Genomic DNA, 18,676 nt, shown 5'->3' with positions numbered 1-18,676 from the left:
CGGCTGCCTGGTGTGATCACGGTGATGGCGTCGACCGCATCATCGACCAGATCGGTCCGCGTCTCGCGCTGCAGCCGCACAATCGGTTCCGAACGGACGCCGTGCTCATCGTGGTGGACGGCACCCTGGTGCCCACGCGTGACCGCACGGCCGCCGATCAGTCGAAGCCATCTCATGTCGCAGGCGGGTCGAGCCGAGCTGGGCAGCCGGCCGCGACTGATCGTCCCTCCCGCCGGTCGCCTGTCGGGGGCGCTGGCGTCGGATGTTCCTGACGTGTCGGTGGCGCCGGGAGGCGGGGTTTGCGACCGCTCACCCGCCCAACGAGTCGCATGCGCGCGTCAGCGCGCCGCCCGCACCCCGTCCAGAGCGATCGCCAGGACGCGGTCGCGCTGTGCGTCGTCGGGGAATTTCGTTGCGGTGATCCCGGCGACCATCCGCAGCAGGTCGTCGAAGGCCATGTCCGCACGTGCCTGCCCGGCCTTCTGTGCGCGCTCGAAGAGCGGGCCGCCGGCCTGGTACATCGATTCGCGGCAGGCCAGGAAGATGTCCGACTCGTTGCTCAGCGCCTCGCGGATGGCCCGCTTGGTCACGCTGTAGTCGACGAACCGGCACAGCCACGAGGTCAGTGCCTCCCACGGCTCCAGCTCTGCGACCTCCTGCGCCACCCGACAGAGGGCGTTCACCTCGTCCGCGTAGACGCTCTCGAAGAGGTGGCGGCGGGTGGGGAAGTTTCGGTACAGCGTGCCGATGCCGACGCCCGCGCGGCGGGCGATGTCCTCCAGTGACGCCTCAGCGCCGTTCTCCGCGAAGGCCTCGCGTGCGGCGGCGAGCAGGGCGTCGTAGTTGCGTGCGGCGTCCCTGCGGTGCGGGCGCTGGGACGCGACGATCTCGCTGACGGGGAACGGCTGGGCTGTCACTGCTGCCTCCCGGGCCGGCGACAAGTTGAAGTGGAGGGTCACCTCCGCTACAGTGGAGGCATACCTCCACTTTACCAGTCGGGGTGCGCTCCCGGTCGAGACGTGTCGCGGCACGCATCGCCGAGGCGCTCGTGCCCCTGCCTGATCACATACTCCGCCGTGCACTGCCCCGCACGGCCGATCAACCGAATCCTCGGCGACCGCCCCGAGCCGGCGCCGGACTCCCCCACCGCTGCCCTGCAGCCCGCCCAGCCCGTACGACCGCGGCCGGATGACCTCGGCCGCATCCTGTTCGGAAGGCTCTACATGCCCCGCACCTCCACCCGTGCCCGCACCTCCACCCGTCTCACCTTCGTGGTCCTCGCGACCGGTGCAGGCGTGTTCTCCATGCTCCAGTCGCTGATCGCGCCGGCCCTGCCGACCGTCCAGCACGCCATGAACACCTCACAGTCCACCGCAACCTGGGTGATGACGGCATACCTGCTGTCCGCCTCGATCTTCACGCCGATCCTCGGACGGGTCGGCGACCTGATCGGCAAGAAGCGCACACTCGTCGCCGTGCTGGTGGCCCTGACACTCGGCTGCCTGCTCGCCGCGCTCGCACCGACGATCGGCGTCCTGATCCTCGCCCGGGTCGTCCAGGGCATCGGCGGCGCACTGTTCCCACTGTCCTTCGGCATCATCCGCGACGAGTTCGCCGCGGCCGAGGTGAGCCCCAGCATCAGCAACCTGTCCGCCGTGATCGCCGCGGGCGGCGGCGTCGGCATCGTGGCAGCCGGCCCCATCGTGTCCGCGCTCGACTACCGCTGGCTGTTCTGGCTCCCGGTCGGCATCGTCGCGGTCACCGCGCTGATCGCCCTCCGCTTCATCCCGGAGTCGCCCAGCCGGGCCAAGGGACGCGTCAACTGGCTCGGCGCCGCGTTGCTCTCGGGATGGCTGGTAGCTCTACTGCTGCCCCTCAGCCAGGCCACCAACTGGGGCTGGACGTCGGCCCGGGTGATCGGCCTCTTCACCGCCGCCGTGGTGCTCTTCGCGCTGTGGCTGCTCGCCGAGGCGCGTTCCCGCTCCCCGCTGATCGACCTGCGCATCATGCGGCTGCCCGCGGTGTGGACCACCAACCTCGCGGGGCTGCTGTTCGGCGCGGGCATGTACGCGATCTGGTCCTTCCTCCCCGCCTTCGTCCAGACCCCGAGCTCCGCGGGCTACGGATTCGGCGCGAGCGTCACCACGGCCGGGCTGCTCATGCTGCCGATGCTGGTCGCGATGTTCCTCTCCGGTGTGCTGAGCGGCCGCCTGGAGCCCGTCCTCGGAGCGAAGAAGCTGCTCACCGCCGGTGCCGCGCTCGGCGCGATCGCCTGCGGCTTCCTCGCGGTCTGGCACGACCGGCCGTGGCAGGTGGCCCTCGTCGCAGGCGTCTTCGGCTTCGGCATCGGACTGGCCTTCGCCTCGATGGCCAACCTGATCGTGGGCAGCGTCCCGGCCGAGCAGACCGGCGCCGCAACCGGAATGAACGCCAACATCCGCACCATCGGCGGATCCATAGGCGCGGCAGTGACCAGCGTCCTGGTGACCAGCCACCTGCAGCCCTCGGGCCTTCCCTACGGCTCCGGCTACACCAACGGGTTCAGCCTGCTGGCCCTGCTCCTCCTCGGCGCAGCCCTGGCCTCGCTCCTCGTTCCGGTCACGCGTCGCGCCCGTACCCCCGGCATGGCCATCACCTCCGCCGAGGCGTCACATGTGGAGCGTCAGGCCGTCACGCCCAGCGCCCGGAGCTGACGCCGATGCCCAGCGCCCGACACTCGCCCAGGACCGCACGGTGTGGCCGTTCGTGTCGGGCCGAGGGCGGCGCCTCGGCCCATGGGGGTTGTCGTCGTGGCCTCACGTCGTTCGCGAAACGCGCGCATGAGTGCGCCAGTCGGCAATACCCGCCGGCCGAAGCGCCCGGTCACAGACGCCGCGACTGATCCCTTGAGCCGGCGGGCGAGCGCGCCGGTCGGCAGATCCGAGCACTCGAGCTGGTGCGCGTCCGCGAAGCGGACGACCGGAGTCGGGTCGCGAGTCCTGGGCAGCTCTTCGAGGAGGCTCGGTCGTCAGCCGGAGACCGTGTGATCGCCGCGGGACGAGGGCGGGCAGGTCAGGGACGCCAGGTAGTCGTCAAGGAGCTCGACCTGGCGATGGGGTGGGAACGCCGTGGGGTCGAACAGGGCCTGCACCGTCAGGCCGAGCACGAAGGACTGGGCGCCGGCCGCGATGTGCGCCGGGTCTCCGGCCGGCAGTTCGCCGAGCCGTTGGGCCGCGGCGACCAGGTCGCGCAGCTTGAGGCGGCTCTGCGCGTACTTGCGGGCGTAGTCGGCGCTCAAGGCGGGGTCGGCGAGCGAGGTGTCCCAGGATGACACCCAGATCCGGTTGCCGGCGGTGGCGTCGGCGGTCAGCGGCAGGACACCGAGCAGAGCGACCCTCAGGGCGGCCAGGCCTTGTCCGCCGGCCTTCCGGGGGCGCGCGGCGGTTCGCTCCGCGAGCAGGTCGAGGGCATACACGACCAGGTCGCGCTTGACGGGGAAGTAGTGGGTGAGCAGGCCGGTGGTGGCGCCGAGCTCGGCGGCGACGGCGCGCAGGGTCAGCCCGCCGAAACCGTACGCGGCCAACACCCGCCAGACCGCCTCCGAGACGTCGCGGCGACGGGCCTCGTGGTCTCCCTTGGTGCGTGACATGCTGCTACGGTACATAGCCGTAACGCTTGTTATGTGAATGTGGGGTCATTGATGTTCTCCCTCCCTCTACGGGACGATGCCCGCCTCCGTCCGCTGGAGATCTGGCACGCCGCGGAGTTCGCCGCCCACCTCGACCGGGCTCGCGAACACATCCGACCGTGGGTCGGGCCGAGCTTCGTCACCGACGACCTCGACGGGGCACGGGGCACACTGCGCCGGTATGCCGAGCGCAAGGCCGCTGACGGCGCCCGCCTCTACGGCATCTGGCTCGACGGCACGCTGGTGGGCGGCGTGATGTTCACGGACTTCGACGCCGCTTCGGGCTCCTGCGAGATCGGCTGCTGGCTGGAGCCGGCCGCCGAGGGGCGCGGTCTGGTCACGGAGGCGTGCAGCGCCCTGCTCGACTGGGCCTTCACCGACCGGGGCGCGCACCGCGCCGAATGGCACTGCCGAGCCGACAACGAGCGAAGCGCCGCGGTGGCCAAGCGGCTCGGCATGACACTCGAAGGGGTGCAGCGCCAGTCCTGGCCCGTCGGCGGCATCCGCCACGACAAGCAGATCTGGGCGATCCTCGCCCCCGAATGGCGAGCCGGGCCGACGACGAGTCGGAGCTCCTGGAACTGATCTTGAACGCGCCGACGCAGCACTGCGCCGGCGTTGGTGCTCGCTCACCTCGGTCACCGGTGGGTAGCGGCGGGCGCAGCTCGCCCTCCCGCTCGCCCAGGCGCACTATCCGGGCGATCTCCTCTTCCCGTGGTCGGGCGTATTCATGTGGTTGGGCGTTGCGGGGCGCGTCGGGGCGGCCCTCGCCCCGAGGAGTGTCATTTCCCTTTGGCATAGTCCGATCCTCTCGGCGGACGTGCCTCCGCGCCGGGGTCAGGGGTGTCGTCACCCGTTCGTGAGTGCTTCCCGCCAGAAGGCGATGTTGTGCCGGGCGGCGAGAGTGAGGGAGTGGTCTGCGCCCAGCTCCCGTTCCAGCTCGGGCAGAAGTTCGGTGAGTGCCGTCGCGGCGCCGGCCGCATCTCCGGCCTCACCCCGCCAGTGCGCAAGGTTGTGCCGGGCGGTGAGTGTGGCGGGGTGGGCCTCGCCGAGCGTCCGCACCAAGTCGGGGATGAACTCCTCGTACGCCCTCGCGGCACCCGCCGCGTCCCCTGCCTCCGCTCGCCAGTGCGCGAGGTTGCCCAGGGTGGTGAAAGCGTCAGGATGGTCCGGACCCAGCACCCGCACCCGGTCGGCCACCAGTTCGGCCAACGCGGCGGCGGCACCGGCTGGATCCCCTGCCATCCCCCGCGACTTGGCAAGTTCACCTCGGGCATTCAGGGTGTAGGGGTGGTCCGGTCCCAACACCCTCAGCTGATCCTCGAGTAGGTCTGCCAAGGCCACCGCAGCCCCGGCTGGATTCCCCGCGTTCTTCTGCCATGTGGCCAGGTGTTGCCGGGCGGTGAGTGTGGCGGGGTCGTCCGGGCCCAGCACCCGCACACGGTCGGCCACCAGCTCGGCGAACTCGGCGGCGGCACCCTCCGCATCGCCCGCCATCCCCCGCCACCAGGCGAGGAGGTTTCGCGTCTCCAGGGTTTCGGGGTGGTCAGGGCCCAGCACCCGCAGTTCGTCGGCCAGCAGCTCAGCCAACGCGGCGGCGGCACCCTGCGCATCGCCCGCCTCCCCCCGCCACCGGGCGAGGTACCTGCGGGTGCTGAGGGTTTCGAGGTCGTCCGGGCCCAGCACGCGCAGTTCGTCGTCGAGCAGGTCGGCAAGGACCTCCGCAGCCCCGGCCGGATCCCCGGCCTCCCCCCACCAGTGGGCGAGGTTGCCGCGGATGGTGAGAAGGTCGGGGTGCTCGTCGCCCAGGAGCCGCGTCATGTCGTGCAGCACTTGCTCAGTGGCAGCCGCGGCCCCGCTCACATCCCCCGCCTCCCCCCGCCAGTAGGCAAGCAGGTACCGGGCGGTAAGTGTGTCGGGGTGATCGGGACCGAAGCGGTGCGTGGTGGTGTCGGACAGGTGCTGGAAGTAACGGACCGCTGTCGCCGCCTGGCCGCTTTCACCGAGGCTTCGACCGGCCTGATACAGCACTGCGTGGGCGTCAGGCCGATACAGAGCGTCTTCGGCGCACGTGGTGAGGGCGGTGGTGTTGGCGCGGAGGGCTTGGGCGAGGGCGGTGTCGCGTTCGATCTCGGGCCAGGCCGCCAGCAGGGCGTCTGCGGCGGTGCGGGCGTAATGGTGGTGCTGGTCGGGGGTGAGGGTGTCGCGGGCGGCGCGCTGGATGAGTTGGTGGACGCGTACGGCCTGGTCGGGGGCGTAGTCGACGAGGCTGAGCCGATGCAGTGCCCGCAACGCGAGCTTTGCCTCCCGGGTGGATACCGGGCTCGGTTCTGCGCTTCGGTCCTGGCCGGTTCGGGTGCGGTGCGGCGCGAGGTGGGTGAGGGCGGGCTCGCTGGCAAGGACGGCCTGGGGGATGCCGTTGGCGTCGAGCAGGGCGGCAAGGTGGAGCATGGGGCGAGCCAGGCCAAAGGGCCGCAGGGCATCAGCACGTTCGATGGACAGGGACCAGGCGGCGGCAAGGGGGCTGTCCTGTTCGTCGGGGAGCCGGTCGGGGGCGGCATCGGCGAGTGTGGTGGCGCGGTCGGCCAGGAGTTCCCGGTACGCGGCTGTGCCTTCACCGGAGTCGATGAGGTAAGCGGCAGCCTGGGCAAGGGCAAGAGGCAGGTACCCGAGGTCGGAGGCCAGGGCGGTGAGCTGATCAGCGGGCTCGTGCCGGCCGTGGTTGGCAAGGGATTCGGTGAGATAGGCCACGGCTTCGGCTTCGCTGAAAAGGCCGAGCTCGACCAGGTGACGGCCGTCCCCGGTCAGAGCAGCGTCGCGGCGGCGGGTGGTGACCAAGGTCCGCCCGTATGGGCTGGGAGGCGGCCATAGGCCGACCAGGTCATCGGGATCGGCGACGTCGTCCAGGACGATCAGCCAACGGCACGAGACCGCTCCGGCCTTCGGCGTCAACCAGGCCAGGAAGGCCTGTGCGGCCTGCTGCGGGTCATTGGGATCGGCACGAGACAGTTCCACGCCGGCTTGGGCGTATCCGGTGACTACTGGCGAGCGGGCGCTCGCTGTGATCCACACCAGGACGTCCACGGTGTCGTCGTCCCAGGCAGTGCGGGCGTAGTCGGCGGCGAGCTGGGTCTTGCCCACCCCGCCCATGCCGGTCAGAACCTGGCCCAGCACAGCGGTGCCGCCACCCTCGATCGCCGACCGCAGTCGTTCCACCTCGGCACGGTGCTGGAAGAACTGGGCCCGCGAGGGTATGACGCCGACCTGGTGCGGCCAGGTGGCTGGTTCCCGGGGGCCGTGTTGCTGCACCATGGTCAGCTGCTCGGCGCTCACCTGGTGGATGTATCCGGCGTTGGCGAGCCCGCCCTCGGTGGCGTGCGCGGCCCCGGTCCCGGACACCCGTACCGAGCCAGTGGGGGGACCGCCGGACCCTGGTACCGGTCCGCGGTAGCCGGTCACCGCCGTGGCTCCGAACGCTGCCGACGCGTTGCCGGTGTCGGTTACCGCTACCCGCCCATCGGCGGTGTCCATGGGGCCCTCTGGGCGCTTGTGTCCTCTGCCCACGCGGCCGTTCCCCCCTGCCTTGATCCGTACACCGGACTGTTCAGGTGTAGTCGATGCCGGCGACAGCGTTACTGCCGTCGCCGGTGGCGGTGGCGTTTCCGGTCCTCTCCGCCTTCGCCGATCCGCTGCCCTTGCCCTGTGGGCGCTTCACACCGCTGACGGCTTTTCCCCCGCGGCTGGCGCGGGCCTGTCCCGTCCGCAAGGCCGTGTCGTCGGTGCGGTTGCCCGGGTGCTGGAGCAGCGCCCAGACCAGGGCCGCGATGCCGACGCCTGCCTGGATGGAGGCCCCGACCATCTGTCCCGCATCGGGGCTGTCCAGCAGCCAGATCAGCGGCGTGGAGATGACTCCGGCCGCTGCCAGCACGATGACCGTGATCTTCCACCCCTGCGACATGTCGCCCCCTCACCTCAAAGCTCATGACCGCCAGTCGGCTGACGGTCTGCCACTGCCCATTGTGGCGTGTTGCTTTGGCCCGTAACAGGATGCGTCGCCGCAGCGCGCATGGGCCGACACCGGTGGCCTCAGCGCATCTGCGTGGAGGGACGGCGAAGTGCCCGTCGGGACAGCCGCCGTGGTCCTATGCGGCGTCCGGGCCGCGGCGGGACAGCGTTGGCGCTGCTCCGGCGCCGACGACGCCCGGTCGGCATGCCAGAGCGCCGACCGGTGGTGCCCCTTCAGCCAGCTGGTACGCCGAAGTCCGCAACTCCCAAGGCGACCCCAGGTGCCGCGCGTGCCCCGTCACCGTCAGTGGTGGGGCTGGGGGGAGACGTCACGCCGGCGCTGCGGGGCCTGTGGCCTGCCGAGAACCACTGATGGCCGCCAGCGATGGCGGCAAGCGGCAGCCCGGCCTAGGTTCGCAAAGGGTCTTCCGAACGTCTGGAGGCAGCAATGAGCAAGGGGACCATTCCGGGCTACCGATTCGGTGACCCGGACCTTCCGGCATCGCCGGTGGCGCTGGAAGACCTCGACAGGCTGAAGGCCGCCGTCCTGTTCGGCGAGGCCGACGAGGCCGCGCTGCGCCACGCCTGGGACGTCCTGAAGGACCAGGTCGAAGAGGTGCTCGACGTCTGGTACGGCTTCGTGGGATCACACGAGCACCTCGTGGCCTACTTCTCCACGCCCGCAGGAGAGCCCATCCAGGCCTATCTCGACGCGGTGCGCCCACGTTTCGGCAAGTGGATCGAGGACACCTGCACGCGGCCGTACGACGCCACCTGGCTGGCCTACCAGGAGGAGATCGCCGTACGCCACACACCGGAGAAGAAGAACCGGACCGACGAAGTGGACTCCGTACCGAACGTGTCGATGCGCTACCTCGTGGCCTTCATCTACCCCATCACCGCGACCATTCGGCCCTTCCTGACCGCCGGCAGCCACTCCGAAGAGGAAGTGGAGGCCATGTACCAGGCATGGTTCAAGGCCGTCACCTTGCAGGTCGCGCTCTGGACCCGCCCCTACGTACCCCAAGGCTGGTAGCCGGCCCCTCGGCGGGGTACCCGATCATCCGGCTCGCACGCTCATCACCCCTGTCGCAAGACCTGTGAGGGGGCGGTTGAGCTCGGCGGCCTTCGGATGTCCGGGGCCTGAGTCGCGTCGGACGTCGACTGGATGACTGATTCCAGGGGATCGGCTGCGCGCATGCACTGCGGCGACGGATGTTCAAAACCCGACAAGCCGAAACGGCCCGCCAGACGAACTGGCGGGCCGTCACGAAGGATCCAGGCTGGTGCCCACGGCTCAGAGCTTCAAAATCGCACCTTGGCTTGGGCTCACCCGGCCTTCTTGCACGCCTCGTACTCACCCGGGCGACAGCCCTTCGGGTTCACGGTGGTGATCGCGGTGGCGGTGTTGTTGTCTGCCACGGGGTCGGCTTCCGTGGCCTGCGCCGTGGCGGCGTCGGAGACAGTGCCGGTGGAAGTGGGTTCGACGACGACGGTCACCGTGGCGCCGGCGCCGGGAGCGAGGGTGTTCAGGGTGCAGGAGGCACTGGTGGATGTTCTGGTGCAGGTGCCCTGACTGGCCGTGGCGGACCATAGGTGACCGGGTCCGGTGAGGGTGTCGGACAGCGTGAGGCCGGTGGCCGAGTCGGTGGTGCTGGTGTTGGTCACCGTCACGGTGTAGGAGATGTGATCGCCCAGCTCGGCGGTGGTCGGCCCGGTCTTGGTGACGGACACGTCCACGCCGGCGGGGGCACCGTCGCTGCTCTGGTAGCGGGCCAGCGCGAAGTCGAGGCTGTCGCCCGAGAAGCTCTGGCCGGCGGCGACGATCTTGCCGTCGGCCTGCACCGCCACCGCGCGAGCCCAGTCGAGGTTGCCGGCGAAGTCAGTGGTGACCTTGCCGTCGGTGTCGAAGGTGGTGTCCAGACTGCCGTCGGTGTTGTAGCGGGCCAGCGCGAAGTCGTCGGTGCCAACCGAGGAGTTGAGGCCGGCGGCGATGATCTTGCCGTCGGCCTGCACCGCCACCGCGGAAGCCAAGTCGGAGTTGCCACCGAAGCTCGTGGTGACCTTGCCGTCGGTGTCGAAAGTGGTGTCCAGACTGCCGTCGGTGTTGTAACGCGCCAGCGCGAAGTCGTTGCTGACGCCCGAGAAACTCTCGCCGGCGGCGACGATCCTGCCATCCGCCTGCACCGCCACCGCGAAAGCCAAGTCGGAGTTGCCACCGAAGCTCGTGGTGACCTTGCCGTCGGTGTCGAAGGTGGTGTCCAGACTGCCGTCGGTGTTGTAGCGGGCCAGCGCGAAGTTGTTACTGAAGCCCGAGACGCTCCGGCCGGCGGCGATGATCCTGCCGTCGGCCTGCACCGCCACCGCGAAAGCGTCGTCGATGTTGCCGGTGAAGTCGGTGGTGACCTTGCCGTCGGTGCCGAAAGTGGTGTCCAGACTGCCGTCGGTGTTGTAACGCGCCAGCGCGAAGTCGGGGAAGGTGACGCCCGAGAAGCTCTCGCCGGCGGCGACGATCCTGCCGTCGGCCTGCACCGCCACCGCGAAAGCCCCGTCGTTGCCGGCGAAGTCGGTGGTGACCCTGCCGTCGGTGCCGAAAGTAGTGTCCAGACTGCCGTCGGTGTTGTAACGCGCCAGCGCGAAGTCGCCGATGCCGCCCAAGCCGCTCTCGCCGGCGGTGACGATCCTGCCGTCAGCCTGCACCGCCACCGCGAAAGCCAAGTCGGAGTTGCCGCCGAAGTCGGTGGTCACCTTGCCGTCGGTGCCGAAGGTGGGATCCAGGTCTCCCGGGGCGGCCAGCGCAACCCCGGGGCAGACCAGCACGAGCGCCGCGCCCAGGGCTGCTACCGCCCCGGCCCGGCTGCTTCTCGGCCGCCGCCGGCCTGGGGCACGTCTGGTACGGCGTCTGAACGCGAAGAGCAGGTCGGAAAAGACCGTGGGCATGGCCATGCAAGCTGCCTTTCATGGTCGGGCCGCCACGCGCCCCCGCATCCAGCGGTCATGCCGGTGACGGTATTCCTCGCGGACACCCCGTGCACCCGCTCAGGCAGACTGCAGGAGGACGGCGCGCCGACCAGGGACGCCACAACCACCGCACTGCGTGTCACCCTGATGGCGCGTCATGGATTCGGCCAAGCCGTGCCCGGCAGCGCCTGATCAGTCATGGCTGCGGCCGATCCCTAGGAATCGATCGCTAGCCCTCCCAGCCGAGGTAGACCGACTTGGACCAGGTGAAGAAGTCCACCGCGACCGCGCCCTGCTCGCGGAAGGTGTTGCTGGAGGAGTCGCCGACGCCGCCGAACGGGACGTTGAGATCCAGGCCGGTGGTCGGGCGGTTGACTTTGACCACGCCCACGCGGACGGCCGCGGCGAAGCGCTGGGCGGCGGCCAGGCTGCGGGTGCAGATGCCCGCGGCCAGGCCGTAGCGGGAGTCGTTCACCAGGTCGATCGCGTCGTCCAGGTCCGCCGCGGACAGGACCGCGACCACCGGGCCGAAGATCTCCTCGCGCGCGGCCGCGCTCCGCCGGCCCAGGCCGGTGAGCACGGTCGGGGCGAGCATCAGGCCCTCGGGGGCCTCGCCGCCCGCGGCGACGCTCGCGCCCTCGGCCCTGGCCTGCTCGATGGCGGCGATGACCGTGGCCAGTTGCTGCTCGCTCACCACCGGGCCCATCAGGGTGCCGTCGGCCAGGCCGTCGCCCGGGCGGTAGCGCGCCGCCTCCTTGGCGAGTGCGGCGACGAAGTCGTCGTACACGCCCGGGGTGCAGATCACCCGGGAGGAGGCGGTGCAGGCCTGGCCGGTGAGGCCGAAGCCGCCCGCCGCGGCGATCCGCGCGGCCTGTTCGACGTCGGCGTCGTCCAGTACCACCAAGGCGTTCTTGCCGCCCATCTCCACCTGCACCCGGCCGCGGCGCTCCTGCACCGCGCGCTCGATGCGCATGCCGACCGCGGTGGAGCCGGTGAAGGAGACCGCCGCCACGCGGGGGTCGCGGACCAGGGCGTTGCCGGCCACCGGGCCGGAGCCGTGCACCACGTTGAGCACCCCGGCGGGGAGGCCGGCCCGGACCAGGGCCTCGGTGAGTTGGCGGGTGGAGACCGGGGTGAGCTCGGCGGGCTTGAGCACCACCGCGTTGCCGCCGATCAGCGCGGGCGCCAGTTTCCAGGCGGGGATGGCGATCGGGAAGTTCCACGGGGTGATCAGTCCCACGACCCCGACCGGCTCCCGGCGGGTGTGGACCATCGTGTCGGGGAGCGAGCTGGGCAGCATCTGCCCGCCGAGCCGCCAGCCTTCGGAGCCGAAGAAGCGCAGGACGTCGATGGCCCGCCGGACTTCGCCGCGGGCCTCGGCCTGCGTCTTGCCCTCCTCCCGGACCAGGTCGCGGGCGGCCTCCTCGTGGCGGCCGCGCAGGATCTCGGCCGCGTCCAGCAGGATCGCGCCGCGCGCCGGGGCGGGCAGTGCCGCCCATCCCGGCTGGGCAGCGGCGGCGGCCGCCACGGCCGCGTCGACGGCCTCGGCGCCGGAGGCCGGGGCCACGGCGACCAGTTCGGCAGGGTCCGCCGGGTTGTACCGCTCGAGGCCCTCGCCGAAGACCTCCTCGCCGTCGATGAGGTTGGGGATCTGCACAGTGCTCATGGGTGTGGTTCCTTGGGAAGTCGGGGATTCACAGGCTGCGGACCAGGCCGCCGTCGCAGCGCAGCGCGATCCCGGTGATGTACGAGGCGGGGGCGCCGCAGAGGAAGGCGGCGGCCGCGGCGAACTCGGCGGGGGTGCCGTACCGTCCGGCGGGGATCGCAGCCCGCGAGGCGGCCTCGACCTCGGCGGCCGGGCGCTGTTCGCGTTCGGCCCGCGCGGCGTCCAGTGCCGCCACCCGGTCGGTGGCGATCCGGCCGGGCAGCAGCAGGTTGACGGTGATTCCGTCGGCCGCCACCTCGGCGGCGAGGGTCTTCAGGTAGGCGGCGAGGGCGGCCCGTCCGGCGTTGGAGAGCACCAGGCCGGGCAGTGGCTCGGCGATCCCGCTGGAGCCGATGGCCAGGATGCGTCCCCACCCGCGCCGGCGCATCGCGGGCAAGGTCAGCGCCACGAGCCGCTGCTGGGCCAGCAGCAGCGCGTCCACGGCAGTGGCGAGGTCGCCGGTGTCCAGGCCGACGGCGGTGCCGGGCCGCGGTCCTGGTCCGTTGAGGACCAGGATGTCGGGATCGCCGTACGCCTCGCGGGCCGCCTCGACCAGCGCCTGCGGCCCGTCCGGGGCGGTGAGGTCGACCTGGACGCCGACCGAGTCCGGCAGCCCGGTGGCGATCTCCTTGGCGAGGTCACCGCGCCGCCCGGCCAAGACGACCGAGGCGCCCTCGGCGGCCAGCGCTTCGGCGACCGCCCGGCCCAGGCCGCCGGTGGAGGCGGCGACCACGGCGACCCGGCCGCGGATGCCGAGGTCCATCAGCGCACCTCCTTGGGCAGCGCGGCGAGGTGCTGCTCCAGCTGCGGGATCAGGGCCTCGGGCAGCTGCGCGGCCGGCGGCCGGACGCCCGACTCCATGATCAGGCCGCGCCGGCGGATGGCCTCCTTGCGCAGCGCCAGCCCGATCCCGGCCTGCGCCTCGAAGTTGACCAGCGGCAGGTACGGCAGATAGGCCTCCCGGGCCGCGTCGTAGCCGCCGCTGCGCCAGGCCTCGACACAGGCGATCAGGCCCTTGGGGCAGGAGAAGCCGGTCATCGCCCCGGCGGCGCCGGCCGCCAGTTCGTCGAGCAGGCCCAGCCCGCCCAGGCCGCCGAAGACCGGAATGTCGAGTGCGGCGGTGAGCCTGGCGACGGCCGCCGGGGTGGGCGGTGCCTCGGCCTTCACCGCGACCGCCGAGGGGACGGCGCGGACGGCGCGGACCAGGTCTGCGGTGCGGATGGTGGCCCGGCTGGTCTCCGGGTAGTCCTGGACCACGATCCCGGCGCCGGTGGCGTCGTGGACCGCGTTGAGGTGGGCCGCAGCCACCTGCGGATCGGGGGAGTTGACCTGCACCATGAGTCCGGCGAGGCGGTCCCCGACCACGTCGCGGACCAGCCGGGCCTCCTCCAGCACCGGTGCGGTGGCAAGTCCGGTGACCCCGACGACCAGGGGCAGGTCGACCGTGCCGACCACCGTCTCCAGCACCGTGCGGCGCTCCTCGGCGGAGAGCCGGGCGGCCTCGCCGAAGACTCCGAGCACGGTCAGACCGGTGGTGCCGATCCGTTCGTAGTGTTCGACCAGCCGGGCCAGGCCGGTGTCGTCCACCTCGAGGGCGGAGCCGAGGAAGGGCGTGGCGACCACGCCCCACACTCCGGGTGCGAGCTTTTCGGGATTCTCAGGCATCAGTGGGCTCCCCGCTCCCCTCATCGTCCCGGCCAGGCCGGCGGCCGCTTCTGCTGGAAGGCGAGCACGCCTTCCTTGGCGTCCTCACTGTCCAGCGCCGCCATCAGCGCCGGGGTGCGGAGCTTGTGGGCGTCCTGCGGGGACAGCCCGCCGCCGCGCTGGACCATCTGCTTGATGGCGCGCAGCGAGGTCGGGGCGCAGGCGAGGATGTCGGCGGCCCAGCGGTCGACGGCCTCGTCCAACTGCTCGGCCGGGACGACCTCGTTGACCAGCCCCATGCGGTGCAGTTCGGTGGCGGAGGCGCGGCGGCCGGTGAGCAGCAGCCCCATGGCCTGGGTGTGCGGCAGCCGGCGCACCAGCTGGAAGACCCCGCCGTCCAGCGGGATGCGGCCGACCCGGGGCTCGGTGAGGCCGAACCGGGCATGGTCGGCGGCGACGACGATGTCGCAGCCGAGGACCATCTCCATGCCGCCGCCCAGGGCGTAGCCGTTGACCCTGGCGATCACCGGGACGTCCAGGGTGGTGCGCAGGCCGAGCCCGCCGAAACCGTTGGGGTCGAGGCCGGCCCAGTACTCCAGTCCGGTCTTGTCCACCGCGTCGGCGGACATGTCGGCGCCCACGCAGAACGACCGCTCTCCGGCGCCGGTGACGACGACCACCCGCACCTCGGGGTCGGCCTCGATCCCGTCCCATATCTCGTTGAGCCGGGCGTTGGTCTTCACGTCCACCGCGTTGAGCACCGCGGGGCGGTCGATGGTGACCCGGGCGATGTGCCCGTCCCGTACGTAGCGGACCTCGTCGGTCACCGCAGTACCCCCTTCTCGCGAAGCACCTCGATCTGCTCGGCGGTGTAGCCGAGTTCGCCGAGCACCTCGGCGCCGTGCTCGCCGAGCCGTGGCGGGACCCGGCGGACCTCGGCGGGGGCGGCGGAGAGGTGCAGCGGGGCGTTGAGGGCGCGGATCCGGCCGGCGACCGGGTGGTCCATCTCGACGATCATCTTGTTGACCGCGGTCTGCTCGTCGTCGAGGGTCTGCTCCAGACTGCGCACCGGGGCACAGAGGATGTCCTCCTCCTCGAGCCGCTTGACCCAGTGGTCGGTGGTGTTGCCGGCCACCGCCTCGGCGAAGATCCGCTGCAGCTCGGGACGGTGCGCGAACTGCAGGTCGAGGGTGGCGAATTCGGGGCGCTCTCCCAGGTCCTCGTCGAGCTCGAGGGCGCGGCTGATGTGGTGCAGCGGGTTCGCCTTGAAACCGCCGACCATGATCAGGGCGCCGTCGGTGGTGGCGAACACCCCGGTGAGCGGCATCGCGGCCCAGTTGATCTCGGATCCGCGGTTGAGCTGCTGGCAGGCCTCCTGCATCTGCATGTGGAGCATCGAGTCGTACATCGACACCTCGACCTTCTGCCCCTCGCCGGTGCGGTCGCGGTGCAGCAGGGCCAGCAGGATGCCCTGGAGCAGGTGCATGCCGGTGGTGTAGTCGCAGAGCGTGGTCGGGTAGAGGGTGACCGGGTCGTCCTCGGACACCCGGCGCCACATCACTCCGCTGTACGCCTGGGCGATGGCGTCCTGCCCGCCCTTGTGGGCGTACGGGCCCTCGCTGCCGAAGCCGGTGCCGGAGGCCCAGATGATCCTGGGGTTGACGGCCCGCAGCGCCTCGTGGCCCAGGCCGAGCCGCTCCATCACGCCGGCCCGGAAGTTGCTGACCACGACGTCGGCGGAGCGGACCAGCTCCTGGACGGCCTGGCGGCCCTCGTCGGTGCGGGTGTCGATGGCGATGCTGCGCTTGTTGCGGTTGATCGACAGGAAGATGGGGTTGTCCAGGCCGGCCGGGTCCGGGATCGAGGTCCGGGAGATGTCGCCGGTGCCGGGGCGCTCCACCTTGATCACGTCGGCGCCGTAGTCGCCCAGCAGCTGGGTGCAGGACGGGCCCATGAAGACCTGGGTGAAGTCGATGACGGTGATGCCGCTCAGCGGCTGTGCGGCGGCGGTCATGCCACGGCCTCCTCGGTCTGGTCGACGGTCGCGTTCTCTGCGGGGACGTCACCGGGGTCGGCGCCCTGCTCACGCATCCGGCGCTGGATGACGCCCGGGTCCACGTCCCGGACCAGGACGCCCTGCTCCACCGCGGTGGCGGCGGCGATGCCGGCGGCCTGGCCCATGGCCATGCAGGGCGGGATCTCCCGGGAGATCCGCTGCGCTTCGGGGGTGGCCGAGTAGTGCCGGCCGGCGACCAGCAGCTGGTCGACGTCGCGCGGCAGCAGGGCGCGGTAGGGGGTGTAGTAGTCGCGGCCTCGGGCGACGCTGTCGGCGAAGTGGCGGCGGGAGGTGACGTCGTCCTTGGTGACCACGTACTCGCCCTGCAGCAGCCGGGTCTGACGGACGCCCATCTGCTCGGCGACGTCGAGCAGGTAGGCGTTGCCGAAGCCGGGCAGGTCGGACTTGATGTGGTCGAGGACGGCGCCGATGCGGGCCCGGGCCTCGAACTCGGCCTCGGTGAGCGAGACCGGGTCGGTGCCGTCGAAGCCGGTCATGTGCGGGCAGTTGCACCAGACCACGCCGGGGACGGGAGTCTTGAGCCACCACAGCTCCCAGGCGCCGCCCAGCATCCGCTTGATCTTGCGGTTGACTGCCCGGGCCTCGCGCGGGTTCTCCTGCTCGAAGCGCTCGGCGGCCGCGGTGTCCACCCCGCCGAGCCGGAAGACCAGCGTGACCAGGTAGTTGTCCTGGGCGTAGGAGGCGCCGGCCCGGGAGGCCACGTCGATGTCGCCGGTGGTGTCGATCACCACATCGCCCATCACCGCCTGCGGGCCGGACTTGGTCTCGCAGACCACGCCCTTCACCGCGCCGTCCTGGACCACCGGCCGGGAGAACCAGCTGTGCAGCCGCAGGTTGACCCCGCTCTCGCGGACCAGGTCGTTGGACACCCGCTTCCAGCCGTCGGGGTCGAAGGCGACGGCGTAGCAGATCGGCTTGGGGTTGGTGTGGGAGTGGAAGTCGAAGGCGCCCCAGCGGCCCCACTTGGCCCACATCTCGGGTGAGGAGTAGCGGTCCTCGGCCGGCGGGTAGACGGCGAGGCCGAGCTTGGCCATCCGCTCGACGTACTCGTCGACGATGCCGGTGACGGTGATCTCGCTGCCGTTGATCATGTCGTCGAGGACCAGGACCATGCCGCCGGAGGCCAGGCCGCCGAGGGCGGAGTAGCGCTCCAGCAGTGTCACGCTTGCCCCGGTACGGGCGGCGGCCACAGCCGCGCTGACCCCGGCAGGTCCGCCGCCGACCACGACCACGTCGGAGCGCTGGACCACGGGTGCCTCGACGGCGTCGAGAGAGACGGTCTGGGGCATCTGGCTTCCTTTCAGTTCCCGACGCGGACGGCGCCGCGACGGAGGACGAGCACGTAGAGCAGGACGCTGAGCAGGCACAGGACCGCGCCGTAGACGGGGAACGCCCAGGCGGCGCCGAGGTCCTGGAGCCACAGCAGGAGATAGGGGGCGGTGCCGCCGAAGCCGGCCACGCCGATCGCGTAGCCGAGGCCGACGCCGGTGACCCGGCAGCTGGTCGGCATCAAGGTGGCGGCGACGGTGTTGTAGAGGCCCATGGTGAAGGCCAGCACCGGGGCGCCGACCAGCATGACCACGGTGAACACGGCCATTCCGGGCTGCTGGTAGGCGAGCACGATGAAGATCAGCGGCACCACGGCGAGCCGGGAGACGATGAAGGTGCGCGAGATCCGGTTGTGGTCGGCGAGCCGGCCGACCAGCGGGTAGAGCGCGGCGACGCCGATCCCGGCGATGGTGGAGACCAGGAAGACGGTGTCCGGGTTCTCGTGGTGCACGGTGCGTGCCAGGTTGGGCAGTCCGGTGGCCCAGGTGTAGTTGAGTGCCTGGGCGCCGGCCACCACGAAGATGATCGTCAGCAGTGCCAGCCGGTGCCGCCAGACCTCGGCCCAGACCTGGCCCACCCGGGCCGGCTCGGCCGGCTTGTCACCGTCTGCGTGCAGGGTCTCCGGCAGGGCGCGGCGCATCCAGAGGAAGATCAGGCCGCCGACGGCACCGACCGCGAACGGGATGCGCCAGCCCCAGGAGGCCATGGCGTCGGGGGCGACCACCGAGGTGGTCAGGAAGCAGACCAGCGAGGCGCCGACGATGCCGGCCTGGACGTAGACACTGATGACACTGCCGAACCGGGCGGTCTTGCCCTCGGGTGCCAACTCGACGATGTACGCGGAGTTCAGCGGGGCCTCGATGCCGGTGGACAGGCCCTGCAGGATACGGCTGACCAGCAGGATGACGCCGGCCCAGACGCCGATGCTCGCATGGGTGGGCAGCAGGGCGATGGCCAGGCTGGACAGCACCATGGTGCCGATGGAGAACAGCATGACGGCGCGCCGGCCGATCCGGTCGGCCAGGGTGCCGAAGACGATCGCGCCGAGCGGCCTGGCGGCGAAGCCGACGGCGAAGACGGCCAGCGCGGACATGGTCTCGGAGACGGAGTTGCCGGACGGGAAGTAGAGCGGACCTATGTAGGAGGCCAGCAGCCCGTAGACCATCCAGTCGTACCACTCGACGGCGTTGCCGCCGCCGAGAGCGAGCAGGGCGCGGCGGTGGGAGAGGGAGTTTCCGGTAACGACAGAGGTTCTGTCGATGAGTGATGCCATAGTGGGGCACCTCAT

16 protein-coding genes and 1 pseudogene are annotated in these 18,676 nt (G+C 71.2%); 5 read left to right on the top strand and 12 right to left on the bottom strand.

The window, feature by feature from the left end; genetic code table 11:
* Positions 1 to 35: 35 nt before the first annotated feature.
* Positions 36 to 167: pseudogene (locus ABT078_RS34695) on the top strand (IS5/IS1182 family transposase); the annotation flags it as partial.
* Between the two features lie 171 nt (positions 168 to 338).
* On the opposite strand, the gene ABT078_RS34690 reads toward ABT078_RS34695, so the two are convergent.
* On the bottom strand, positions 339 to 917 hold the full coding sequence (locus ABT078_RS34690; protein WP_351234957.1) for a TetR/AcrR family transcriptional regulator: 579 nt from the start codon (positions 915 to 917) through the stop codon (positions 339 to 341).
* A 306-nt stretch (positions 918 to 1,223) separates the two neighbouring features.
* On the opposite strand from ABT078_RS34690, the gene ABT078_RS34685 reads away from it, so the two are divergent.
* A complete protein-coding gene (locus ABT078_RS34685) occupies positions 1,224 to 2,693 on the top strand; it encodes an MFS transporter (RefSeq protein WP_351234965.1) in 1,470 nt (489 codons plus the stop codon).
* 314 nt (positions 2,694 to 3,007) lie between these two features.
* Here ABT078_RS34685 and ABT078_RS34680 read toward each other — a convergent pair whose 3' ends face one another.
* On the bottom strand, positions 3,008 to 3,628 hold the full coding sequence (locus ABT078_RS34680; protein WP_351234955.1) for a TetR/AcrR family transcriptional regulator: 621 nt from the start codon (positions 3,626 to 3,628) through the stop codon (positions 3,008 to 3,010).
* A 51-nt stretch (positions 3,629 to 3,679) separates the two neighbouring features.
* Here ABT078_RS34680 and ABT078_RS34675 point away from each other — a divergent pair, with 51 nt between their 5' ends.
* The gene (locus tag ABT078_RS34675; RefSeq protein WP_351234953.1) at positions 3,680 to 4,252 is read left to right on the top strand and encodes a GNAT family N-acetyltransferase; all 573 of its coding nucleotides are present in this window, start codon (positions 3,680 to 3,682) and stop codon (positions 4,250 to 4,252) included.
* A gap of 264 nt (positions 4,253 to 4,516) precedes the next feature.
* Here the strand turns inward: ABT078_RS34675 and fxsT are convergent, their stop codons facing one another.
* Positions 4,517 to 7,066 (bottom strand): FxSxx-COOH system tetratricopeptide repeat protein, encoded by a 2,550-nt coding sequence (gene fxsT / locus ABT078_RS34670; protein ID WP_351234951.1) that lies wholly within the window; start codon positions 7,064 to 7,066, stop codon positions 4,517 to 4,519.
* 205 nt (positions 7,067 to 7,271) lie between these two features.
* Positions 7,272 to 7,625, bottom strand: a complete 354-nt coding sequence (locus tag ABT078_RS34665; protein WP_351234949.1) for a hypothetical protein — start codon at positions 7,623 to 7,625, stop codon at positions 7,272 to 7,274.
* Positions 7,626 to 8,120: 495 nt separating this feature from the next.
* On the opposite strand from ABT078_RS34665, the gene ABT078_RS34660 reads away from it, so the two are divergent.
* Positions 8,121 to 8,708, top strand: a complete 588-nt coding sequence (locus tag ABT078_RS34660; RefSeq protein ID WP_351234947.1) for a protoglobin domain-containing protein — start codon at positions 8,121 to 8,123, stop codon at positions 8,706 to 8,708.
* Between the two features lie 293 nt (positions 8,709 to 9,001).
* Here the strand turns inward: ABT078_RS34660 and ABT078_RS34655 are convergent, their stop codons facing one another.
* Positions 9,002 to 10,618 carry a calcium-binding protein gene (locus tag ABT078_RS34655; RefSeq protein WP_351234945.1) on the bottom strand — a complete coding sequence of 539 codons (1,617 nt, stop codon included), beginning with the start codon at positions 10,616 to 10,618 and terminating at the stop codon, positions 9,002 to 9,004.
* Between the two features lie 51 nt (positions 10,619 to 10,669).
* Here ABT078_RS34655 and ABT078_RS34650 point away from each other — a divergent pair, with 51 nt between their 5' ends.
* Positions 10,670 to 10,825, top strand: coding sequence for a hypothetical protein (locus tag ABT078_RS34650; RefSeq protein ID WP_351234943.1), 156 nt, complete (start codon positions 10,670 to 10,672; stop codon positions 10,823 to 10,825).
* 37 nt (positions 10,826 to 10,862) lie between these two features.
* On the opposite strand, the gene ABT078_RS34645 is transcribed toward ABT078_RS34650, so the two are convergent.
* The 7 genes from ABT078_RS34645 to ABT078_RS34615 are packed head-to-tail and all read right to left on the bottom strand — an operon-like array spanning position 10,863 to position 18,661.
* Positions 10,863 to 12,299 carry an aldehyde dehydrogenase family protein gene (locus ABT078_RS34645; RefSeq protein WP_351234941.1) on the bottom strand — a complete coding sequence of 479 codons (1,437 nt, stop codon included), beginning with the start codon at positions 12,297 to 12,299 and terminating at the stop codon, positions 10,863 to 10,865.
* A 28-nt stretch (positions 12,300 to 12,327) separates the two neighbouring features.
* Positions 12,328 to 13,101 (bottom strand): SDR family oxidoreductase, encoded by a 774-nt coding sequence (locus ABT078_RS34640; RefSeq protein WP_351234938.1) that lies wholly within the window; start codon positions 13,099 to 13,101, stop codon positions 12,328 to 12,330.
* A complete protein-coding gene (locus tag ABT078_RS34635; RefSeq protein WP_351234936.1) occupies positions 13,101 to 14,003 on the bottom strand; it encodes a dihydrodipicolinate synthase family protein in 903 nt (300 codons plus the stop codon). Before ABT078_RS34635 ends, ABT078_RS34640 begins: the two co-directional genes overlap by 1 nt.
* Positions 14,004 to 14,023: 20 nt before the next feature.
* On the bottom strand, positions 14,024 to 14,809 hold the full coding sequence (locus tag ABT078_RS34630) for an enoyl-CoA hydratase-related protein (protein ID WP_351234934.1): 786 nt from the start codon (positions 14,807 to 14,809) through the stop codon (positions 14,024 to 14,026).
* Positions 14,806 to 15,996, bottom strand: coding sequence for a CaiB/BaiF CoA transferase family protein (locus ABT078_RS34625; protein ID WP_351234932.1), 1,191 nt, complete (start codon positions 15,994 to 15,996; stop codon positions 14,806 to 14,808). The genes ABT078_RS34630 and ABT078_RS34625 overlap by 4 nt, the downstream gene beginning before the upstream one ends.
* Positions 15,993 to 17,348, bottom strand: coding sequence for an FAD-dependent oxidoreductase (locus ABT078_RS34620; protein WP_351234930.1), 1,356 nt, complete (start codon positions 17,346 to 17,348; stop codon positions 15,993 to 15,995). The genes ABT078_RS34625 and ABT078_RS34620 overlap by 4 nt, the downstream gene beginning before the upstream one ends.
* Positions 17,349 to 17,359: 11 nt before the next feature.
* Positions 17,360 to 18,661, bottom strand: coding sequence for an MFS transporter (locus ABT078_RS34615; RefSeq protein WP_351234927.1), 1,302 nt, complete (start codon positions 18,659 to 18,661; stop codon positions 17,360 to 17,362).
* Positions 18,662 to 18,676: the final 15 nt, after the last annotated feature.

This window comes from Streptomyces sp. NPDC002133, assembly GCF_040296405.1.
GTDB lineage: Bacteria > Actinomycetota > Actinomycetes > Streptomycetales > Streptomycetaceae > Streptomyces.
The sequence above is the reverse complement of the archived record's forward strand: the minus strand, read 5'-3'. Positions and strand labels throughout refer to the sequence as shown.

Bases quoted from the DNA above. Each gene is read 5' to 3' on its own strand.
- ABT078_RS34685 (WP_351234965.1), top strand. From the start codon at position 1,224: ATGCCCCGCACCTCCACCCGTGCCCGCACCTCCACCCGTCTCACCTTC.
- ABT078_RS34680 (WP_351234955.1), bottom strand. From the start codon at position 3,628: ATGTCACGCACCAAGGGAGACCACGAGGCCCGTCGCCGCGACGTCTCG.
- ABT078_RS34675 (WP_351234953.1), top strand. From the start codon at position 3,680: ATGTTCTCCCTCCCTCTACGGGACGATGCCCGCCTCCGTCCGCTGGAG.
- ABT078_RS34665 (WP_351234949.1), bottom strand. From the start codon at position 7,625: ATGTCGCAGGGGTGGAAGATCACGGTCATCGTGCTGGCAGCGGCCGGA.
- ABT078_RS34660 (WP_351234947.1), top strand. From the start codon at position 8,121: ATGAGCAAGGGGACCATTCCGGGCTACCGATTCGGTGACCCGGACCTT.
- ABT078_RS34655 (WP_351234945.1), bottom strand. From the start codon at position 10,618: ATGGCCATGCCCACGGTCTTTTCCGACCTGCTCTTCGCGTTCAGACGC.
- ABT078_RS34650 (WP_351234943.1), top strand. From the start codon at position 10,670: ATGCCGGTGACGGTATTCCTCGCGGACACCCCGTGCACCCGCTCAGGC.
- ABT078_RS34645 (WP_351234941.1), bottom strand. From the start codon at position 12,299: ATGAGCACTGTGCAGATCCCCAACCTCATCGACGGCGAGGAGGTCTTC.
- ABT078_RS34640 (WP_351234938.1), bottom strand. From the start codon at position 13,101: ATGGACCTCGGCATCCGCGGCCGGGTCGCCGTGGTCGCCGCCTCCACC.
- ABT078_RS34635 (WP_351234936.1), bottom strand. From the start codon at position 14,003: ATGCCTGAGAATCCCGAAAAGCTCGCACCCGGAGTGTGGGGCGTGGTC.
- ABT078_RS34625 (WP_351234932.1), bottom strand. From the start codon at position 15,996: ATGACCGCCGCCGCACAGCCGCTGAGCGGCATCACCGTCATCGACTTC.
- ABT078_RS34620 (WP_351234930.1), bottom strand. From the start codon at position 17,348: ATGCCCCAGACCGTCTCTCTCGACGCCGTCGAGGCACCCGTGGTCCAG.
- ABT078_RS34615 (WP_351234927.1), bottom strand. From the start codon at position 18,661: ATGGCATCACTCATCGACAGAACCTCTGTCGTTACCGGAAACTCCCTC.